At 75.1% G+C, this 15529-nt stretch carries 14 protein-coding genes; 2 read left to right on the forward strand and 12 right to left on the reverse strand.

Annotated features, from left to right (window positions below; all coding sequences use genetic code 11):
* Positions 1 to 17 precede the first annotated feature (17 nt).
* Positions 18 to 1250, reverse strand: coding sequence for an aminotransferase class I/II-fold pyridoxal phosphate-dependent enzyme (locus MF605_RS01630; protein ID WP_134416922.1), 1233 nt, complete (start codon positions 1248 to 1250; stop codon positions 18 to 20).
* Positions 1251 to 1406: 156 nt separating this feature from the next.
* On the reverse strand, positions 1407 to 4838 hold the full coding sequence (locus tag MF605_RS01635; RefSeq protein ID WP_134416921.1) for a DEAD/DEAH box helicase: 3432 nt from the start codon (positions 4836 to 4838) through the stop codon (positions 1407 to 1409).
* A gap of 134 nt (positions 4839 to 4972) precedes the next feature.
* Here MF605_RS01635 and MF605_RS01640 point away from each other — a divergent pair, with 134 nt between their 5' ends.
* Complete coding sequence (locus MF605_RS01640; RefSeq protein ID WP_134416920.1) at positions 4973 to 6658, forward strand: SDR family oxidoreductase; 1686 nt, start codon at positions 4973 to 4975, stop codon at positions 6656 to 6658.
* Here MF605_RS01640 and crtX read toward each other — a convergent pair.
* From crtX to MF605_RS01685, 9 genes are all read right to left on the reverse strand, one after another.
* Entirely contained in the window at positions 6643 to 7434 is a 792-nt protein-coding gene (crtX, locus tag MF605_RS01645; protein WP_073117246.1) for a C50 carotenoid glucosyltransferase CrtX, read from the reverse strand. The two genes, MF605_RS01640 and crtX, sit on opposite strands and share 16 nt — an antisense overlap.
* A complete protein-coding gene (locus tag MF605_RS01650; protein ID WP_186315400.1) occupies positions 7431 to 7982 on the reverse strand; it encodes a DUF2238 domain-containing protein in 552 nt (183 codons plus the stop codon). Before MF605_RS01650 ends, crtX begins: the two co-directional genes overlap by 4 nt.
* 1 nt (position 7983) lies before the next feature.
* Positions 7984 to 8340: a C50 carotenoid gamma-cyclase subunit beta CrtYh gene (crtYh, locus tag MF605_RS01655; RefSeq protein ID WP_073117244.1), complete on the reverse strand. Its 357-nt coding sequence runs from the start codon at positions 8338 to 8340 to the stop codon at positions 7984 to 7986.
* Complete coding sequence (gene crtYg, locus MF605_RS01660; protein WP_070708835.1) at positions 8337 to 8726, reverse strand: C50 carotenoid gamma-cyclase subunit alpha CrtYg; 390 nt, start codon at positions 8724 to 8726, stop codon at positions 8337 to 8339. Before crtYg ends, crtYh begins: the two co-directional genes overlap by 4 nt.
* On the reverse strand, positions 8696 to 9580 hold the full coding sequence (locus MF605_RS01665) for a prenyltransferase (RefSeq protein ID WP_036314900.1): 885 nt from the start codon (positions 9578 to 9580) through the stop codon (positions 8696 to 8698). The genes crtYg and MF605_RS01665 overlap by 31 nt, the downstream gene beginning before the upstream one ends.
* Positions 9577 to 11277 carry a phytoene desaturase family protein gene (gene crtI / locus MF605_RS01670; RefSeq protein ID WP_134416918.1) on the reverse strand — a complete coding sequence of 567 codons (1701 nt, stop codon included), beginning with the start codon at positions 11275 to 11277 and terminating at the stop codon, positions 9577 to 9579. Before crtI ends, MF605_RS01665 begins: the two co-directional genes overlap by 4 nt.
* Complete coding sequence (locus MF605_RS01675; protein ID WP_010079994.1) at positions 11274 to 12170, reverse strand: phytoene/squalene synthase family protein; 897 nt, start codon at positions 12168 to 12170, stop codon at positions 11274 to 11276. The genes crtI and MF605_RS01675 overlap by 4 nt, the downstream gene beginning before the upstream one ends.
* Before the next feature lies 1 nt (position 12171).
* Complete coding sequence (locus tag MF605_RS01680) at positions 12172 to 13248, reverse strand: polyprenyl synthetase family protein (RefSeq protein ID WP_010079993.1); 1077 nt, start codon at positions 13246 to 13248, stop codon at positions 12172 to 12174.
* Between the two features lie 161 nt (positions 13249 to 13409).
* Positions 13410 to 13958 carry a hypothetical protein gene (locus MF605_RS01685; RefSeq protein WP_010079992.1) on the reverse strand — a complete coding sequence of 183 codons (549 nt, stop codon included), beginning with the start codon at positions 13956 to 13958 and terminating at the stop codon, positions 13410 to 13412.
* A gap of 145 nt (positions 13959 to 14103) precedes the next feature.
* Here MF605_RS01685 and idi point away from each other — a divergent pair, with 145 nt between their 5' ends.
* Complete coding sequence (gene idi, locus MF605_RS01690) at positions 14104 to 14733, forward strand: isopentenyl-diphosphate Delta-isomerase (protein ID WP_020626536.1); 630 nt, start codon at positions 14104 to 14106, stop codon at positions 14731 to 14733.
* Between the two features lie 30 nt (positions 14734 to 14763).
* On the opposite strand, the gene trxA is transcribed toward idi, so the two are convergent.
* A complete protein-coding gene (gene trxA, locus MF605_RS01695) occupies positions 14764 to 15204 on the reverse strand; it encodes a thioredoxin (RefSeq protein WP_069941388.1) in 441 nt (146 codons plus the stop codon).
* Positions 15205 to 15529 lie beyond the last annotated feature (325 nt).

Raw genomic sequence — 15529 nt, forward strand, 5'->3', positions numbered from 1 at the left:
GCGCGCGGCGGAGCCCGTCAGGCCAGGCCGCGCGCCGCATGCCAGGCGGCGATCCGCTCGAGCGCCTCGTGGACGGCGTCCGGGCCGGCGGCGAAGGAGAGCCGGACGGACTCGGGCCCGTGGACGGCGTCGAAGTCGTCGCCGGGGGTCAGCGCGACGCCGGCCTCCTCCAGCAGGGCGGCGCAGTAGCCGACGGCGCTGCCGAACTCCGCCAGCATGCCCGGGGCGAGACGGGCCCAGAGGTAGAAGGCGCCGTCGGCGGGGGCGGCGTCGGCCCAGCCGAGCCGGGGCAGGGCGGCCAGCACTACGCCGCGCGTCGCCGTGAAGCCGCCGGCCTGCTCGGCACAGAACGCGTAGGACTCCTCGCTGAACGCGTGGACGGCCGCCTCCTGGGCCGCGGCGGGCGGGCAGAGGGCGACCGAGCCGGCGAGGCCGTCGACCGCGGCGGCGAGGTCGTCCGGCATGAGCATCCAGCCCAGCCGCCAGCCGGGCATGCCCCAGTACTTGGAGAACGAGCTGACCACGAGCGCGGTGCGGGAGGTGCGCCATGCGCAGGCGCCGAGCCCCTCCCCGTCCGTGTGCACGATGCCGTGGTAGATCTCGTCCGAGACGAGCCGCACACCGCGTTCCTCGCACCAGCGGGCGAGTTCGGCGAGCTCGGCGGCGCTGACCATCGTGCCCGTGGGATTGGCCGGGGAGGCGAGCACGAGCCCCGCGACCGGGCCCTCCGCGAGCGCCGCCTCCAGGTGGGCGACCGTGGGCTGGTAGCGGGTGCCGGCGTCGACGTCCACGTCCACCACCTCCACCCCGAGCGCCGTGAGGATGTTGCGGTACGCCGGATAGCCGGGGCGCGGCAGGAGCACGCGGTCCCCCGGGGGGAACGCCGCGAGGAAGCCGAGCATGAACGCCCCCGAGGAGCCCGTGGTGATCGCGACCTGCTCGGGGCGCACGTCGAGCCCGTACCAGCGGCGGTAGTGGCCGGCGACGGCGGCCCGCAGCTCCGGCAGGCCCAGCGCCGGGGTGTAGGTGAGGGCACGGCCGGAGGCGTGGACGGCGGCGGCCGCGGCGTCGACGGCGGGCGGGGCGCCCCCGCCCGGCTCCCCCGCGCACAGGCTGACGACGTCGTGGCCGGCGGCGCGCAGTGCGGCGACCCGGCCAAGGATGCTCATCACCGTGAACGGCGGCACCTGCGACCGGGCGGACGGCACGAAGGTGGGGGTGGTGGTGCTGGAACGGGACGGGCGACGCATGGCCCGAGGCTACCCCCCGCTTTCGTTCGGGAAACGGCGCCCCGGGGACGACTTTCGTTGACGAAACGGGCGGGCGGGACGCCGTTTCATCAACGAAAACGTCGCGACACGCCGCCGTTTCGTGAACGAAAACGTCCGGCCCGCCTCGCGCGGCCCTCACTCCTCGGCGCCGAGCATCTCCCGGATGTCCTCGGCGGTGAGGGAGTCGGTGAAGGCGCCGGCTCCGGAGTCGTCGGACTCGTCCATGAGCGCGCCGAACAGCTCGGCCTTGCGCCGCTGCAGCTCGAGCACCTTCTCCTCGATCGTCCCCTCGGACACGAGCCGGTAGACCATCACGGTCCGCTCCTGCCCGATCCGGTGCGCCCGGTCCACGGCCTGCGCCTCCGCAGCGGGGTTCCACCACGGATCCATGAGGAACACGTAGTCCGCCTCGGTCAGGGTCAGGCCGAAGCCGCCCGCCTTCAGGGAGATCAGGAACACCGGCGCCTCGCCCTCGCGGAAGCCGCGGATCACGTCGGCGCGCCCGCGCGTGGAGCCGTCGAGGTACGCGTGCTCGATCTCCAGGTGGTCCAGCTCCTCGGCGATCACCCGCAGGAAGCTCGTGAACTGGCTGAACACGATCACGCGGTGCCCCTCGCCGATCACCTCGGTGAGGTCGTCGAGGAACCGCTCGAGCTTCGAGCTGGGCACGGAGGCGTACTGGTCGTCGACGATCTGCGGCGCCAGCGCGAGCATCCGCAGCAGCGTGAGCGACGTGAAGATGGTGAACCGGTTGCCGTCCATGTCCCCGAGCAGGCCCAACACCTTGCGGCGCTCGCGCTGGAGCACGCGGTCGTAGAGCTTGCGGTGGGCCGGCTCGAGCTCCACCTGGAGGATCTGCTCCTGCTTGGACGGCAGGTCCTTCGCCACGAGCTCCTTGGAGCGGCGCAGCATGAACGGGCGCACGCGGCGGCGCAGGGCCGCCATCCGCTCGGGGTCCCCCCCGGTCTCGATGGGGGTCACGTAGGTCTCGCGGAACCGGCGGTGGCTCGGGAACAGGCCCGGCACGACGACGCCCAGCAGCGCCCACAGGTCGCTGAGGGAGTTCTCCATCGGCGTGCCGGTGATGGCCAGCCGGAAGGGGGCGCGCAGGTCGCGGGCCACCGTGTGCACCTTCGCGGCGCGGTTCTTCAGGAACTGTGCCTCGTCGAAGACCACCCCGCCCCAGTCGAGTCCGCCGTACTGGCCGGCGTCGATCCTCAGGAGCGTGTAGCTGGTGACCACCACGTCCGCCCCCGCCACCTCGTCCGCCACGGCGGTGCCGCGCTTGCGGGTGGTGGTGTCCAGGACGCGCACGTCGAGGTCCGGGGTGAACTTCTCGGCCTCGGCCGCCCACACGGACACCACGGAGCTCGGCGCGACCACGAGGAACGGCGGCCGCTCGGGCCGGGCCTGGCGCGCGTGGGCGAAGAGCGCGAGGGTCTGGACGGTCTTGCCCAGGCCCATGTCGTCGGCCAGGATCCCGCCGAGGTCCTGCTCCCACAGGAACGCGAGCCAGCGCAGGCCCTCCTCCTGGTAGGGGCGCAGGTCGGCCTTCAGGCCGGCGGGGCGCGGGGCCTCGGGGAGGCGCTCGACGGCGGCCAGACGCCCGACGGCGGCGGTCCACTCCGGGTCCTCGTCCACCTCGTCCGCGAGCTCCTTGAGGTCCTCCCAGAAGCCGACCTGGTGCCGTGAGACGGGGGTGTGCTCCGGGGTCCACTCCTGCAGGGTGGCGGCCTCGGAGAGCAGGGCGCGCAACCGGTCGAAGGCGGGGTGGTCGAGGCCCAGGTAGGAGCCGTCCGCGAGGATCAGCGTGGTCCTGCCCTGCACGAGCGCGGTGAACAGCTCCACGAACGGCAGCACGTGCCCGTCCACGGAGACCTGCACGCCGAGGTCGAACCAGTCGTTCTGCGTGGCCTTCGTGCCGACCTCGATGCGCGGGGCGGCCTTCAGCTCGCGGTAGTCGGGGCGGTCACCGGTGACGTCCACGCGCACGTGGTCCGCGCGCTGCAGCAGCGGCAGCACCTGCTCGGAGAACCGGGCGGCGCCCACGCCCTCGAGGACCTGCTCCTCCGCACGGCCGGCGCGCGGCCAGAGCTCGGCCACGGCGCGCAGCACCGCGTCCTCGTGCCGGGTGTCCCGCAGGGGGTCGCCGCCGGCGTCGAGGCCGAGTTCGCGGGGCGGGTCGAAGTAGAGCCAGGACCAGCGGAGCACGAGCTCGTGGCCGGGTCGGAAGTCGGCGCGCAGCCGCAGCACGGGCGGCTCGAACTCGGGCAGCTCCACGGAGGCGTCGCCGCTGGTCACGGGCAGGGCGCCACGCAGCCGCGGGTAGATCCGGCCGAGGAACTCCTCGCGGTCCGCGGCGGGCACGCGCACGGGCCCGCCGGCGAGCACGAGCTGCTGCACGGCCTCGGGGACGGGGCGTGCGGCGGGGATCAGGTGGAGCACGGCCTCCTCGTCCGTGAGCTCCACGCGGTAGAAGCCGATGCCTCCCACGGCGTGCACACCGCACAGCCCGGGGCCGGGCGGGGCCGGGTCCAGGGACGGGGCCACGTCCAGACCGCCGTCGGGGGCGCCGGTGACGTCCAGCCCGACGGCGACGGGCGCCTCCAGCACCACGTCCGTCAGCAGCCCCAGCGGCACGAGCTCCACCCCGACCTCGCGGGCCTCCGCGAGCAGCTGCCAGATCCGCGGGGAGTCGAAGACGTGCAGACCGAACCAGGCGTCGCCCGGGTAGGAGTCCTCGGCCTGGACCTGACGCCAGATCAGGCGCATCGCCCGCTCCTGGGCGGGGGCGAACTCGGCGCGCGGGAACTGGAACGCCTTCCACGTCAGCCCGCCCTTGATCCACGTCCCCTTGGCCCCGCGCTTGAGCGGGCGCACGGTCACGTACAGCGGGCGGCCCTCGCGCACCTGCTCCTCCCCGGCGGTCGCCGGGCCCCACTGCTGGAACGCGTTGCGGGAGGACTCGGCCACGAGCTCCACGCCGATCGCCAGCGCGGGCGGCGTGCCCACCCGGCGCGGGCCGTGGAGTCCGGCCAGCGGCTCCATGACCCGTCGCCAGTCCAGGCCGGCAGGGGGTGGGGGTGCCGCCCCGTCCGCGGCCGGGGCGTCGAGGCCGGCCGGGCCGCCGCCGTCGTGGCCCCGGCCGGCGGGCGCGGGCAGCGCGTCCGCCGTGGTGACCATCTCGGCGAGCTTGCGGCGGGCGTCGTCGAGGGCCTGGTCGGCGTCGAGGCGGACCACCTGGTAGAGCGCGGCGGCCACGTGCTTGCAGTCCGTCCCGACCGGGCACGTGCAGCGCCCGCCCACCGGCTCCATGAGGGCACCGGCGCCGGCTGCGGCGGCGTCGTCGTAGGCCTCCTGCAGCTGCACCTGCACCCGGTAGGGGCTGGGCGCGGTGCCCTGGACGGAGGCGCTCAGACGGCCGGTGGCGGCGTCATAGCGCAGGCGCCCCACGGCACCCGACGCGGCCACGGCGAAGCCGCGGTCCGCACTGGTGGGCCCGACGACGGCGCGGATGGCCTCGGTGCGCAGGTGCGGCAGGACGTCTCCGGAATCTGCAGTGGCCATAGCGAGCAGTCTTTCACGGACCGTGCCGGGCCCGCTCCGACCGACGCAGGTCCGGCGGCGTGCCCACTCACGGGCCCCGGGTCCGCACACCTGAGACCTTCAGCCCGACCCGCCCCGGACCCTAGAGTGCGCCCATGGCGTCCACACAGCCCTCCCCCGTCCCCGCCGGTGCCACGCCGGCGCCCCACACCTCCCCCCTCGGCCTGTCCCTGCCGGACGGTCGGGGCCGTCGCGTCCTCGTCACCGGTGCCACCGGGTACGTGGGCGGGCGCCTCATCCCCGAGCTGCTCGCCGCCGGCTTCGACGTCCGGGCCGGCGCCCGGAACCCCTCCGACCTCGCGGACCGACCGTGGTCGGACAGCATCGAGGCGGTGGAGCTCGACCTCACCGAGGTGGACCTCGTGGAAGCCGCCATGCAGGAGGTGCACACCGTGCTCTACCTCGTGCACTCCATGGGCGGGGGCGGCGACTTCGTGGCCCAGGAGCAGCGGATCGCGGACATCGTGGGCACCGCCGCGGACACGGCCGGCGTGGCCCAGCTCGTCTATCTCTCCGGCCTGCACCCGGACACGGTCCCCGTCGCGGAGCTGTCCGACCACATGCGCTCCCGCGCCCTCGTGGCCGAGCGTCTCGAGCGGGCGGCGACCCCGGCACTGACGTTCGAGGCCGGGGTGATCATCGGCTCGGGCTCCACCTCGTTCGAGATGATCCGCCACCTCGCCGAGCGGCTGCCCGTGATGCCCGGCCCGTCCTGGCTGAGGAACCGGGTGGAGCCGCTGGCCATCCGCGACGTCCTGTACTACCTCCTGCAGGCCTGCGCCCTCCCGGAGCCCGTGCAGCTGCGGGCCCAGATCGGCAACGGGCACCCCCAGTCGTTCGCGAGCGTGCTGGTGGACTACGCCAAGGCCGCCGGCCTGTCCCGGCGCATCGTGGTCCCCACCCCGTTGCCCTTGAAGACCCTGGCGGGCTTCTGGATCGGCATGGTGACACCCATCCCGGTCGCGGTGGCCCTGCCCCTGGCCGCATCCCTCGCCGAGGAGGCGGTCGTGGAGGACCGCTCGGTCCGCGACCTCATCCCGGACCCGCCGGGCGGGCTGACCTCCTACATGGACGCCGTGCGGCTGGCGCTGAAGCGGGAGAAGGAGGGCCCCCTGGACGTCACCTTCGACGCGGACCTCCAGAGCTCCGCGGACCCGGCCGCCCCCCTGCCCTCGGATCCCGAGTGGGCCGGCACCACGGTCTACACGGACGAGCGCGAGCGCGAGTCCGACCTGCCCGCGCAGGAGGTGTGGCCGGTGATCGAGTCGGTGGGCGGCGCCAACGGTTGGTATTCCACCCCGCTGCTGTGGAAGATCCGCGGGCTGATGGACAAGCTGGTCGGCGGGCCCGGCCTGACCCGCGGCCGGCGGGACCCGGACCACCTGCGACGCGGCGACGCCGTGGACTGGTGGCGGGTGGAGGACGTGGAGCCGGGGCGGCGGCTGACGCTGCGGGCGGAGATGAAGGCCGGCGGGCGGGCCTGGCTGCAGCTGAGCACCGAGCCGCGGGAGGGCGGCGGCTCCGTCTACCGCCAGCGGGCGGTCTTCATGCCGGACGGCCTGCTCGGACGCGCCTACTGGACCGCCATCCTGCCCTTCCACGCCGTGGTGTTCCCGGAGATGGCCGCGAACATCCTGGCCGAGGCCAGGCGCCGGCACGACGGCGGCGAGCGTCCCCGCACCCGCGGCCTGCTGCGGCCGCTGGTGGACCGGCTGCCCCTGCGTCGCAACCCGTTGGACAGGCGAGCCCGCGGCGCCGGCGGCGCTCAGTCGCGGGACTGACCGTCGGGGCCACGCCCCCAGTGGGGCCGGGGGCGTGACCGGGCCGCCCGGCGCAGCCACCGCCGCCCGGGGGACAGCCGGGCCCAGTTGACCTGCAGGGTGGTGACCGCCATCCGGCCCTGCCGCACCCGCTGGCGCAGGGAGTGGAAGATGCGCCCGGCGACCTCCACCCGCAGGTCCGGATCGAACCGGATCCGGCGGCCGGCCAAGGCCAGCTGGAAGGACAGGTCCAGGTCATCGTGCACGTCCCCGCGCTCGCGGTGGACGCGGGTCCGTACAGCCTGCCACGCCTCGGCGCGCAGGGCGCAGTTGGAGCCCCAGACGGGGGTGGCCGCCACCGCGGCGCCCGCCCCCCAGCGGTACGCGCCGGTGTAGAGCGCCGCCCGCACCCGCCCCCGGAGGCCGGGCTGGTCGTGGAAGGTCCCCGGCCCGGTGAGGGCGTCGAGCCCGGAGTCGGCGTCGAACCGGGCCACGATCCGTTCGAGCCAGTCCGCGGGCATCCGCGTGTCGGCGTCGCAGCGCACCAGCAGCTCCCCGACCGCGGCGTCCAGGCCGGCGGCCGCCGCGGCCGGGACCCCGCGGCGCGGCTCGTGCACCACCCGCGCGCCGGCGGCGCGGGCGAGCACCGCCGAGTCGTCCACGCAGCCGTTGTCCACCACCACCATCTCCAGCGCCGGCCGGCTCTGGGCGGCCAGCAGGGCGAGGCACACGCGCAGGTGCTCGGCGTCGTCGAGCACCGGGACGACCACGGAGACCGTGGGGCGGGCCGGGGTCACCGGGTGCGCTCCCGGCGCACGGCGAGGGCGGCGCCGATCCCGGCGCCGACGAGATCGGCGGCGAGGTCGCCGATGGTGTCCGTGTAGCCCACACCGATCTCGGGGGTCACCGCCGTGTGCCCCCACCATTCGGCCAGCTCCCACACCACGCCCAGGGCCACGGCGGCGGCCGCGATCCCCAGCCCGGCCAGGCCCGGGCCGAGCAGCGCCACGGCCTGCCCGGCCTCGGTCCCCCGACGCCGGAGCCATGCCCCCACCACCAGTGCCGTCAGACAGGCGACCACGGCGGAGGCGGCGGCGTGCACGAGCAGGTCCAGCCACGGCACCCGTGGGTAGAGGCCGATGACGCTCAGCCACCCGGCCAGCAGCAGGACCGCCTGCGCGGCCCAGTCCAGGGCGCCGCCCGGGGCGAGCCAGCGGGTGAGCCACTGGGAGCCGAACACGAGCAGCATCGCCGCCGCGGACGGCCATCCGGCGTGCACCGCCGCGACCGGGACGAGGATCAGGCCGAGCGCGCGCAACAGGTCTGCGGGGATCAGCGGCAGCATGTCAGCGATCGTCCGGGTGGGGACGGCGTCCCGGCCGAGGGCCGCGCCGACCGGCACGACCACGGCTCGTCAGCAGCAGCCAGAGCGCCGGCAGCAGCAGGGCGGAGCCGAGCGGGTAGGCGAAGTCCTCCACGGGCGCCTGGCCCACGTAGGCACCCACCAGCAGCTCATGGCCGTAGTCGAAGAGCCCCGCGGCGATCATCACGTTGTCGAAGACCGCCGTGAGGGCCCACAGGGCCACCAGGGTGGCCGTCACGGCCCGCAGGTGCTCGCCCCGCACGCGGCCGACGAGGGCGGCGCCCACGAGCACGGCCAGGGCGAAGCCCACGAAGACGAGGACGAGGTCGAGGAAGGTCACCGGCTCCCCCCGTCGGTCGGATCGGCCGGCGTCGCGGCACGGGCGTCGCGTCCCCGGCCGCGCAGCAGGCGCAGCGCCCCGGTGAACAGCACCATCGTGATCTGGCTGAGGAAGAGCAGGAAGAACCCCTCCTCCAGGGGCAGCTGGGGGGCGAGCATCACCCCGGTCATGTAGGGCGACTGCCGGTGCAGGAACACGCCTTCGGCGATCCCCCACAGGTCCCAGGCGAAGAAGTAGGCCACCCCGGCGGCCAGCACCAGCAGCGCCGGGAGCGGGCGATGCCACAGGAACAGCTCGAAGCGCCGGTCCACCAGCAGCATGCAGCCGATGACACCCAGCAGGGCCAGCAGGTAGATCATGCCGCCGCCCCCCGGGTCAGCGCCCACCCGATCAGCAGCAGGGTCACGAGGAAGCCGGTCACGTAGTTCAGCGGAAGGAACAGCTGCCAGCCGCGGTGGGCCGCGCCCGAGGTGGCGTCCGTGATGCGGCGGAAGCGCAGGGTGTTCACCACGTAGGGCACGGCCAGCAGCGCCGCGAGCGGGCCCGGCGGGTCGGTGGCCAGCAGCAGCAGGCCCGCCGCCGCGTACAGGCCAGCGGCGAGCAGGACGGTGCGCCGAGCGCCCAGCACGGTGGCCACCGAGGCCAGGCCCCCCTCCCGGTCCGGCACCACGTCCTGCACCGCCCCGAACATCTGCGAGGCCATGCCCCACAGGAAGAACGCCCCCAGCAGCGCCGCCAGGGCGGGCGTGGGGGTCGCCCCGGCCAGCGCGAGGCCGTAGACCGCGGGGGAGACGAAGTGCGTGGCGGAGGTGGCGGCGTCCAGGAAGGGCCGCTCCTTGAACCGCAGCCCCGCCCAGGAGTACGCCACCACCGCGAACAGGCTCACCGCGAGCACCAGCACGGCGGCCCACTCGCCCCGCACGGCGGACCAGCCCGCGAGCACGGCCACGAACGGCACGGGCAGCAGCACCGACCACGCCAGCACCCGGCGGCGCACCGCGGGGTCGCCCAGCACGGAGCCCTCCACACCCCCCTTGCGGGGGTTGCGCAGGTCCGAGGCGAAGTCGAACACGTCATTGATGCCGTACATGGCCAGGTTGTAGGGCACCAGGAAGAACACGACGCCCAGGACCACCAGCCACGCGGGCAGCCCCCCGGTCAGGATCGCGGCGGCGGCGAACGGGTAGGCCGTGTTCACCCAGCTGACCGGCCGGGACGCCCAGAAGAGGGTGCGGATCATGTGCCGCTCCCCCCGGGGCCCGCGGGCCGGGCCCTGCGCGCGTCGTGGCGCAGTTCGTCCCGGACCACTTCGGCGGAGATCAGGCACATGGGCACCCCGATTCCCGGGCGCACCGAGGAGCCCGCGTACATCAGGCCGGCCACGTCCGCGTCCCGCACCGAGGGGCGGAACATGGCCGACTGCGCCAGCGTGTGCCCGGGGCCCAGCAGCGAACCCCGCCAGGCGTGCACGTCCGCGGCGAAGTCACCGGGCCCGTAGGTGCGCCGCACCACGATGCGCTCGGCCAGGTCGGGGATCCCGGCCCAGCGGGCCAGCTGATCGAGGGCCCGGTCCGCCACGGCCTCCACCTGGGCGTCCCCGGCGCGGTCCACCCGCCAGCTCTGGCCGTCACGGACCCGGATGCCGCCGCGCCCCCACCCCGGCTCGGCGGGGGCCGGGACGAGGATGAAGAGGTTCTCGTCGCCCTCCGGGGCCACGCCCGGGTCCGTGGCGGAGGTGCGCGAGACGTAGATCGACGTGTCCGCGGCGAGGTCCTCCCCCCGCTCGATGCGCCCGAAGTTGTCCTCCCAGTCCGCCGTGAACAGCAGGGTGTGATGGGCCAGCTGGGGCAGGGATCCGCGCACCCCCACGCACACGAGCACGCCGGAGGGGCCGGGGTCGCGCCGGTCCCACGTGGACTCCGCGACGCGCCGGCCGGGAGGCAGCAGACGGGTCTGCACGTGGTGCAGGTCCGCGGCGGCCACCACCACATCGGCATCGAGGCGTCCCGCGGCGCCGTCGTCGGACCGCCAGGCGACGCCGGTCACCCGGCCCGGGCGGCGACGTCGGCCCTCGTCCCCGCGGGCTGCTCCCGGCCTGGGCAGGCGGGCGGCCAGGCGTCCGAGGCGGCCGGCGGGGGCGGGACGGTCCGCGACCTCCACGGCGGTCGCCTCGACCCCGGTGCGGATCTCCACACCGGCCTCACGCACGACCTCCGCCATGGCGTCCACGAGGGCCGCGAACCCGCCGAGGGGGTACTGCACGCCGTCGGCGAGGTCCAGATGGGACATCAGGTGGTACATGGCGGGGGCACGGTCGGGGGACGTGCCGAGGAAGACCGCCGGGTAGCCCAGGATCTGGCGCAGCCGGGGATCCTGGAAGCGGGCCGCCACGTGGGAGCGCAGGCCCCCCAGCAGCTGGGGCCCGAGGGCCGGCAGGGCGCGCAGGACGTCCGGGTGGGCCAGGGCGGCCGGCCGGCGGAAGTCCGTGTAGAGGAAGTGCTCCTTGGCGAGCCCGTAGATCCGGGACGCGGAGTCGAGGTAGGCCCGCAGCCGGCGCCCGGCGCCGGGCTCGAGGGACTCGAACAGCGTCTCCGCGTGGCCGGTGCGCACGTCCACGGGGGGCTCGTGGAGGTGCCCCTCGAAGTACACCCGGTAGCCGGGGTCCAGACGGCGCAGGTCCAGCCGTTCGGCGGCGGAGGTCCCCATGAGGCGGAACCAGCGGTCGATCACCTCGGGCATCAGGTACCAGGAGGGCCCGGTATCGAAGGTGAACCCCGCCTCGGACCAGCGTCCGGCACGGCCGCCCAGGACGGCGCCGCGCTCCAGCAGCGTCACCCGGTGCCCGTCGCGGGCCAACAGGCCCGCCGTGGCCAGTCCGGCGAACCCGCCGCCCACCACCACGGTGCGCGGGCCGAGAGCGGTGTCCCGGGCGCTCATCGGCGGCCTCCCCGGCGGCCCCGTGCCAGGACGCGGGCGGCGATCCGGGCCTTCTGATGGTCCGGCACCCGGACACGGCGGTGGGCCAGCTCGGCCGCCGGGGTCGCCTCGATCCGGTCCACCAGGGCCGCGAACAGTCCGTGCGCCAGGGCCACGGCGCGCCCGGCCCCGGGGTCCAGGACACGGATGCCGGGCAGGGCGGCGTCGAGGTCGGCGCGGACCTCGGCCACGAGCTCGGCCTTGCGGGCCTCGGTGAGCACGCCCGGTGCGGCACCGGGCAGGTAGGTGCGGCCCAGCTCGTGGTGGTCCGCGGCCAGGTCCCTGAGGAAGTTGACCTTCTGGAACGCCGCCCCCAGCCGGGAGGCCTGCGCGCGCAGCTCCTGCCGCTGGCCCGGGGTCCGGGCCCGCGTGCCGGGGAGGGAGAGGAAGACCTGCAGGCACATCAGCCCCACCACCTCGGCCGAGCCGTGGATGTAGGCGTCCAGGGACTCGGCGCCGTGCTCGCGGATCCCCAGGTCCGCGCGCATGGAGGCGAAGAAGGGACGGGTCAGCTCCGGGGTGATGCCGTGGCGACGGGCCACGTCGGCGAAGGCGTGCAGGACCGGGTCGGTGGCGAAGCCCGACGCCATCGCGGCCTCACACGCCCGCTCGTAGTCGTCCAGGGCGGCGCGGACCCCGGCCTCGTCGAGCCCGGCGGCCACCGCGACGCCGTCGACCACCTCGTCGGCGACGCGGACCATGGCGTAGATCGTGGCCACGTCCTGGCGTGCCTGCCGGGGCAGGGTGCGGCAGGCCCAGGAGAAGGACGTGGAGTAGCGGCGGATCACCTGGGCCGCTGCGGTGTGGGCCGTCCGCGTGTACAGCGCGGCAGGGCTCGGGGTGGGCGCGGCCATCTCAGGACCTCCGGGTCAGCACGGCGTGGCAGGCGTCGGCGAACTCCGCCCGGACCGTCTCGTCCAGGGGCAGGGCCGCGATGCGCTCGCGGGCGCGGACGGTGAGCTCGGCGGCGACGTCGAGGGCGTGCTCCCGGGCACCGGCCGCCTCGAGGGCGCGGCGGGCGGCCTCGATGTCCGCGGGGGTGGCCGGGCCCGCGTCGAGCAGGGCGCGGACGGCGGGGATGCGGCGGCCGTGGGCGGTGAGCACGGTGGCCTTGCCCTCGCGCAGGTCGCCGTCGGCGGACTTGCCGGTCTCCCCGGGATCGCCGAACACGCCGAGGACGTCGTCGATCACCTGGTAGGCGGCGCCGAGGTCGGCGCCGGCCTCGCCCATCGCCCGGGCGAGGTCGGGATCCGCCCCGGCCAGGAGGGCGCCGGCGCGCAGGGGCGCGCCGACCGTGTAGTGCGCCGTCTTGAGCCGTTGCATGGCGAGGATGCGGTCGGGATCGGGCTCCTCACCGGTGTGGCGGGACAGCCCCAGGAGCACGTCCTCGAGCTCGCCGGCCGCGGTCACGGCGGCGGCGTCGAAGACGACGGCGGCGGCCTCGGCGGCACGGGCGGTGTCGGCGGCACAGGTGGCGGCGAGCCGGAACGCCTGGGTGAGCAGGACGTCCCCCGCGATGAGGGCGACAGCGACCCCGGCGTGGGCGGCGTCCGCGGCGGGCACCCCGCGGGCCTCGAGGCGGTGCCGGGCGGAGGCGTGCACGGCGGGCTGGCCGCGCCGCAGCACGTCCCGATCGATGACGTCGTCGTGGACGAGCAGCGCGGTGTGCAGCAGTTCGAAGGCGGCCCCGAGTCGGTCGACGGCAGCGCGGCCGGACGGAGGGACCGGGTCGGCGGTCGCCAGGCGCCAGCCGAGCTCGACGAGACGGGGGCGGATGAGCTTGCCGGCGCCCACATGGACGTGGAGCGAGTCGAGCAGCTCGGCGAAGGCGGCGGATCCGGGCGCCTGGGCCGCGGCGTGTCGGAGCGCGGCGTCCAGCTCGGCGGTCACCCCGGAGAGCGCGGCCTCGCCGCCCGTCCTCGCTTCACCCATGGCGCCTCCTCGGTGGCGGACACGACGCGGCACCGACCGCCGCACCTGTTCGACCGTCTAACTTCTGGACGCAGAAGACACTACGGGCCGCGCCGGTCCCGCGTCCATCCGCGGCGGTCCCGGGCGGCGCGATCTCACGACGCACGGGGCCGCCGGCGGGATCAGGCGTCGGCGGACGCCGTCTCCAGGGTGATCTCCGGGTCCACGATCTGACCCTCCCACTCACCGGAGACCCCGTACACGACGCAGTGCTTCTCGTCGGTGCCGTAGTTGCCCAGCTCGGAGGAGGTCAGGACGGCCCCGTTCAGCTGGTCCTCCTTCTCCTCGCTCAGGCGCTGGGCCTGGGCGGTGCAGGTCTGGGCGGCGGCGGGGTCGGCCTCCTCACCCTCGGCCACGGCCGGCACGGCCCACAGGTACTCCGCGGTGTGGGCGCCCTCGCAGTCGGTGGTCTCGAAGGAGGACAGGTCACGCGCGCCGAGCGGGGCGGTGAAGCACGTGCCGGCCTCGTAGTCGGCCGGGGCCGCGGACAGCGACGACGCCGAGGCGGACGAGGACTCCGCACCCTGCGTGGACGCGGAGGCGGGCGCCGTCGTCGAGGCGGACGCGTCGGCGTCGGACGAGTCCTGACCGCCGCACGCGGTGAGGGCCAGCAGCGCGGCAGCGGACAGGCCGGCAAGACGGGCGGAACGGGACAGGGCGGCGAAGGCCATGGGATGCTGTCCTGGAGTGACGTGGGACGCGCCGGGGTGTGGCGCCGACCTCAGCACTCTAGCCACGCCCGGCCGCCGGGATCGGGCTGAGGTGACGTAGCCCACATCTGATGGGCGGCCCGGCTCGCCTGCCACACTGAGGGGCATGCAGACCCCGGCCACGCCCTCCCCGCACGACCACCCCTCCCCCGTCGCCCGACCGTGGATGGCGGCCTCGGACGTCCCGGTCGCAGGCCCCGACGACGTCGAGCGCGTGGTCCTGCTGTCCCCGGCGGGCGAGGCCGTGGGCACGGAGGCCAAGGCCACGGTCCACCGCCGCACCGAGGACGGCGGCACGCCCCTGCACCTGGCCTTCTCCTGTCACGTGTACGACGAGGCCGACCGGTTCCTGCTCACCCGCCGGGCGCTGGGCAAGGCGGCGTTCCCCGGGGTGTGGACCAACGGGTTCTGCGGGCACCCCGGCCCCGGCGAGTCCCCCGCGGAGGCCGTGCTGCGCCGCGCCCCGCAGGAGCTGGGCGTGGAGGTGTCCGACGTCGTCGAGGTGCTCCCCGACTTCCGCTACCGGGCCGCGGACGCCTCCGGCATGGAGGAGCACGAGATCTGCCCGGTGTTCCGGGCCCGGATGCACGGCGACCCCGCCCCGGAGCGGGACGAGGTCGCGGAGTGGTGCTGGGTGGAGCCGGCCGATCTGGCCGCCGCCCTGGCCGCCGTCCCCCGGGCGTTCAGCCCGTGGCTCGTGGAGCAGTGGCAGCAGGGGGCGTTCGACCCGCGGTGAGCGGCCGGCGCGGCGACGCCGCGCGGGCCGTCAGCGGCCGTTGACGTCGTCGAGGTGGGCGGCGGTGGACTGTACGGCCTCGTCCTGCCCCGGCTCGGCGTCGCCCTGCTGGCCCTGCTGCTCCTCGGCCAGGCGGCGGACCTCTGCGATGTCGAGGCCCTTGACCTGGTCGAGCAGCTGCTCGAGCGCGGTGCCCGGCAGGGCGCCGGCCTGGGAGAACACGAGCACACCGCCGCGGAAGGCCATGAGCGTGGGGATGGAGGTGATGCCGGCCATCGCCGCCAGCTGCTGCTGGTCCTCCGTGTCGACCTTGGCGAACACGACGTCCTCGTGCTTCTCCGAGGCGGCCTCGAACACGGGGGCGAACTGGCGGCACGGGCCGCACCAGCCGGCCCAGAAGTCCACGAGCACGGTGTCGTTCTCGGCGACGGTGGAGCCGAACTCCTCGAGGGTCAGGTCCTTGGTGGCCACGGTGGGTCCTTTCGTCAGCGGGGCCGACGCGTTCACGCCGGCGATCATCCTGCCGACCACAACGGACGCCCCGCCGCACCTATTCCGCCCCACCCCGCTTTCGTTCGGGAAACGGCGGCGTGTCCCGGCACTTTCGTTCGGGAAACGGGCGCCTTCCACGCACTGTCGTGGCCGAGACGGGAGCCGTCGTCGTCGCTTCCTAGATGTTGTGGGTCATGAGGTTCTTGGCACGAGGGCCGGGCTGAGATGAGACGAGCGGGCCTCTCCCGCAGGATGGAAGTTCCTCAACAACCCACCTGCCCGAAAAGACCCACTCATGACTCAC

It is taken from the genome of Micrococcus luteus (genome assembly GCF_022664405.1).
In the GTDB taxonomy this organism is placed as follows: Bacteria; Actinomycetota; Actinomycetes; order Actinomycetales; family Micrococcaceae; genus Micrococcus; species Micrococcus luteus.

What these genes read in the sequence shown, in the direction of transcription:
- MF605_RS01640 (WP_134416920.1), top strand. Translation starts at nt 4,973, where the DNA reads ATGGCGTCCACACAGCCCTCCCCCGTCCCCGCCGGTGCCACGCCGGCG.
- MF605_RS01680 (WP_010079993.1), bottom strand. Translation starts at nt 13,248, where the DNA reads ATGGGTGAAGCGAGGACGGGCGGCGAGGCCGCGCTCTCCGGGGTGACC.
- idi (WP_020626536.1), top strand. Translation starts at nt 14,104, where the DNA reads ATGCAGACCCCGGCCACGCCCTCCCCGCACGACCACCCCTCCCCCGTC.
- MF605_RS01685 (WP_010079992.1), bottom strand. Translation starts at nt 13,958, where the DNA reads ATGGCCTTCGCCGCCCTGTCCCGTTCCGCCCGTCTTGCCGGCCTGTCC.
- MF605_RS01635 (WP_134416921.1), bottom strand. Translation starts at nt 4,838, where the DNA reads ATGGCCACTGCAGATTCCGGAGACGTCCTGCCGCACCTGCGCACCGAG.
- crtI (WP_134416918.1), bottom strand. Translation starts at nt 11,277, where the DNA reads ATGAGCGCCCGGGACACCGCTCTCGGCCCGCGCACCGTGGTGGTGGGC.
- MF605_RS01630 (WP_134416922.1), bottom strand. Translation starts at nt 1,250, where the DNA reads ATGCGTCGCCCGTCCCGTTCCAGCACCACCACCCCCACCTTCGTGCCG.
- MF605_RS01665 (WP_036314900.1), bottom strand. Translation starts at nt 9,580, where the DNA reads ATGATCCGCACCCTCTTCTGGGCGTCCCGGCCGGTCAGCTGGGTGAAC.
- MF605_RS01650 (WP_186315400.1), bottom strand. Translation starts at nt 7,982, where the DNA reads ATGCTGCCGCTGATCCCCGCAGACCTGTTGCGCGCGCTCGGCCTGATC.
- MF605_RS01675 (WP_010079994.1), bottom strand. Translation starts at nt 12,170, where the DNA reads ATGGCCGCGCCCACCCCGAGCCCTGCCGCGCTGTACACGCGGACGGCC.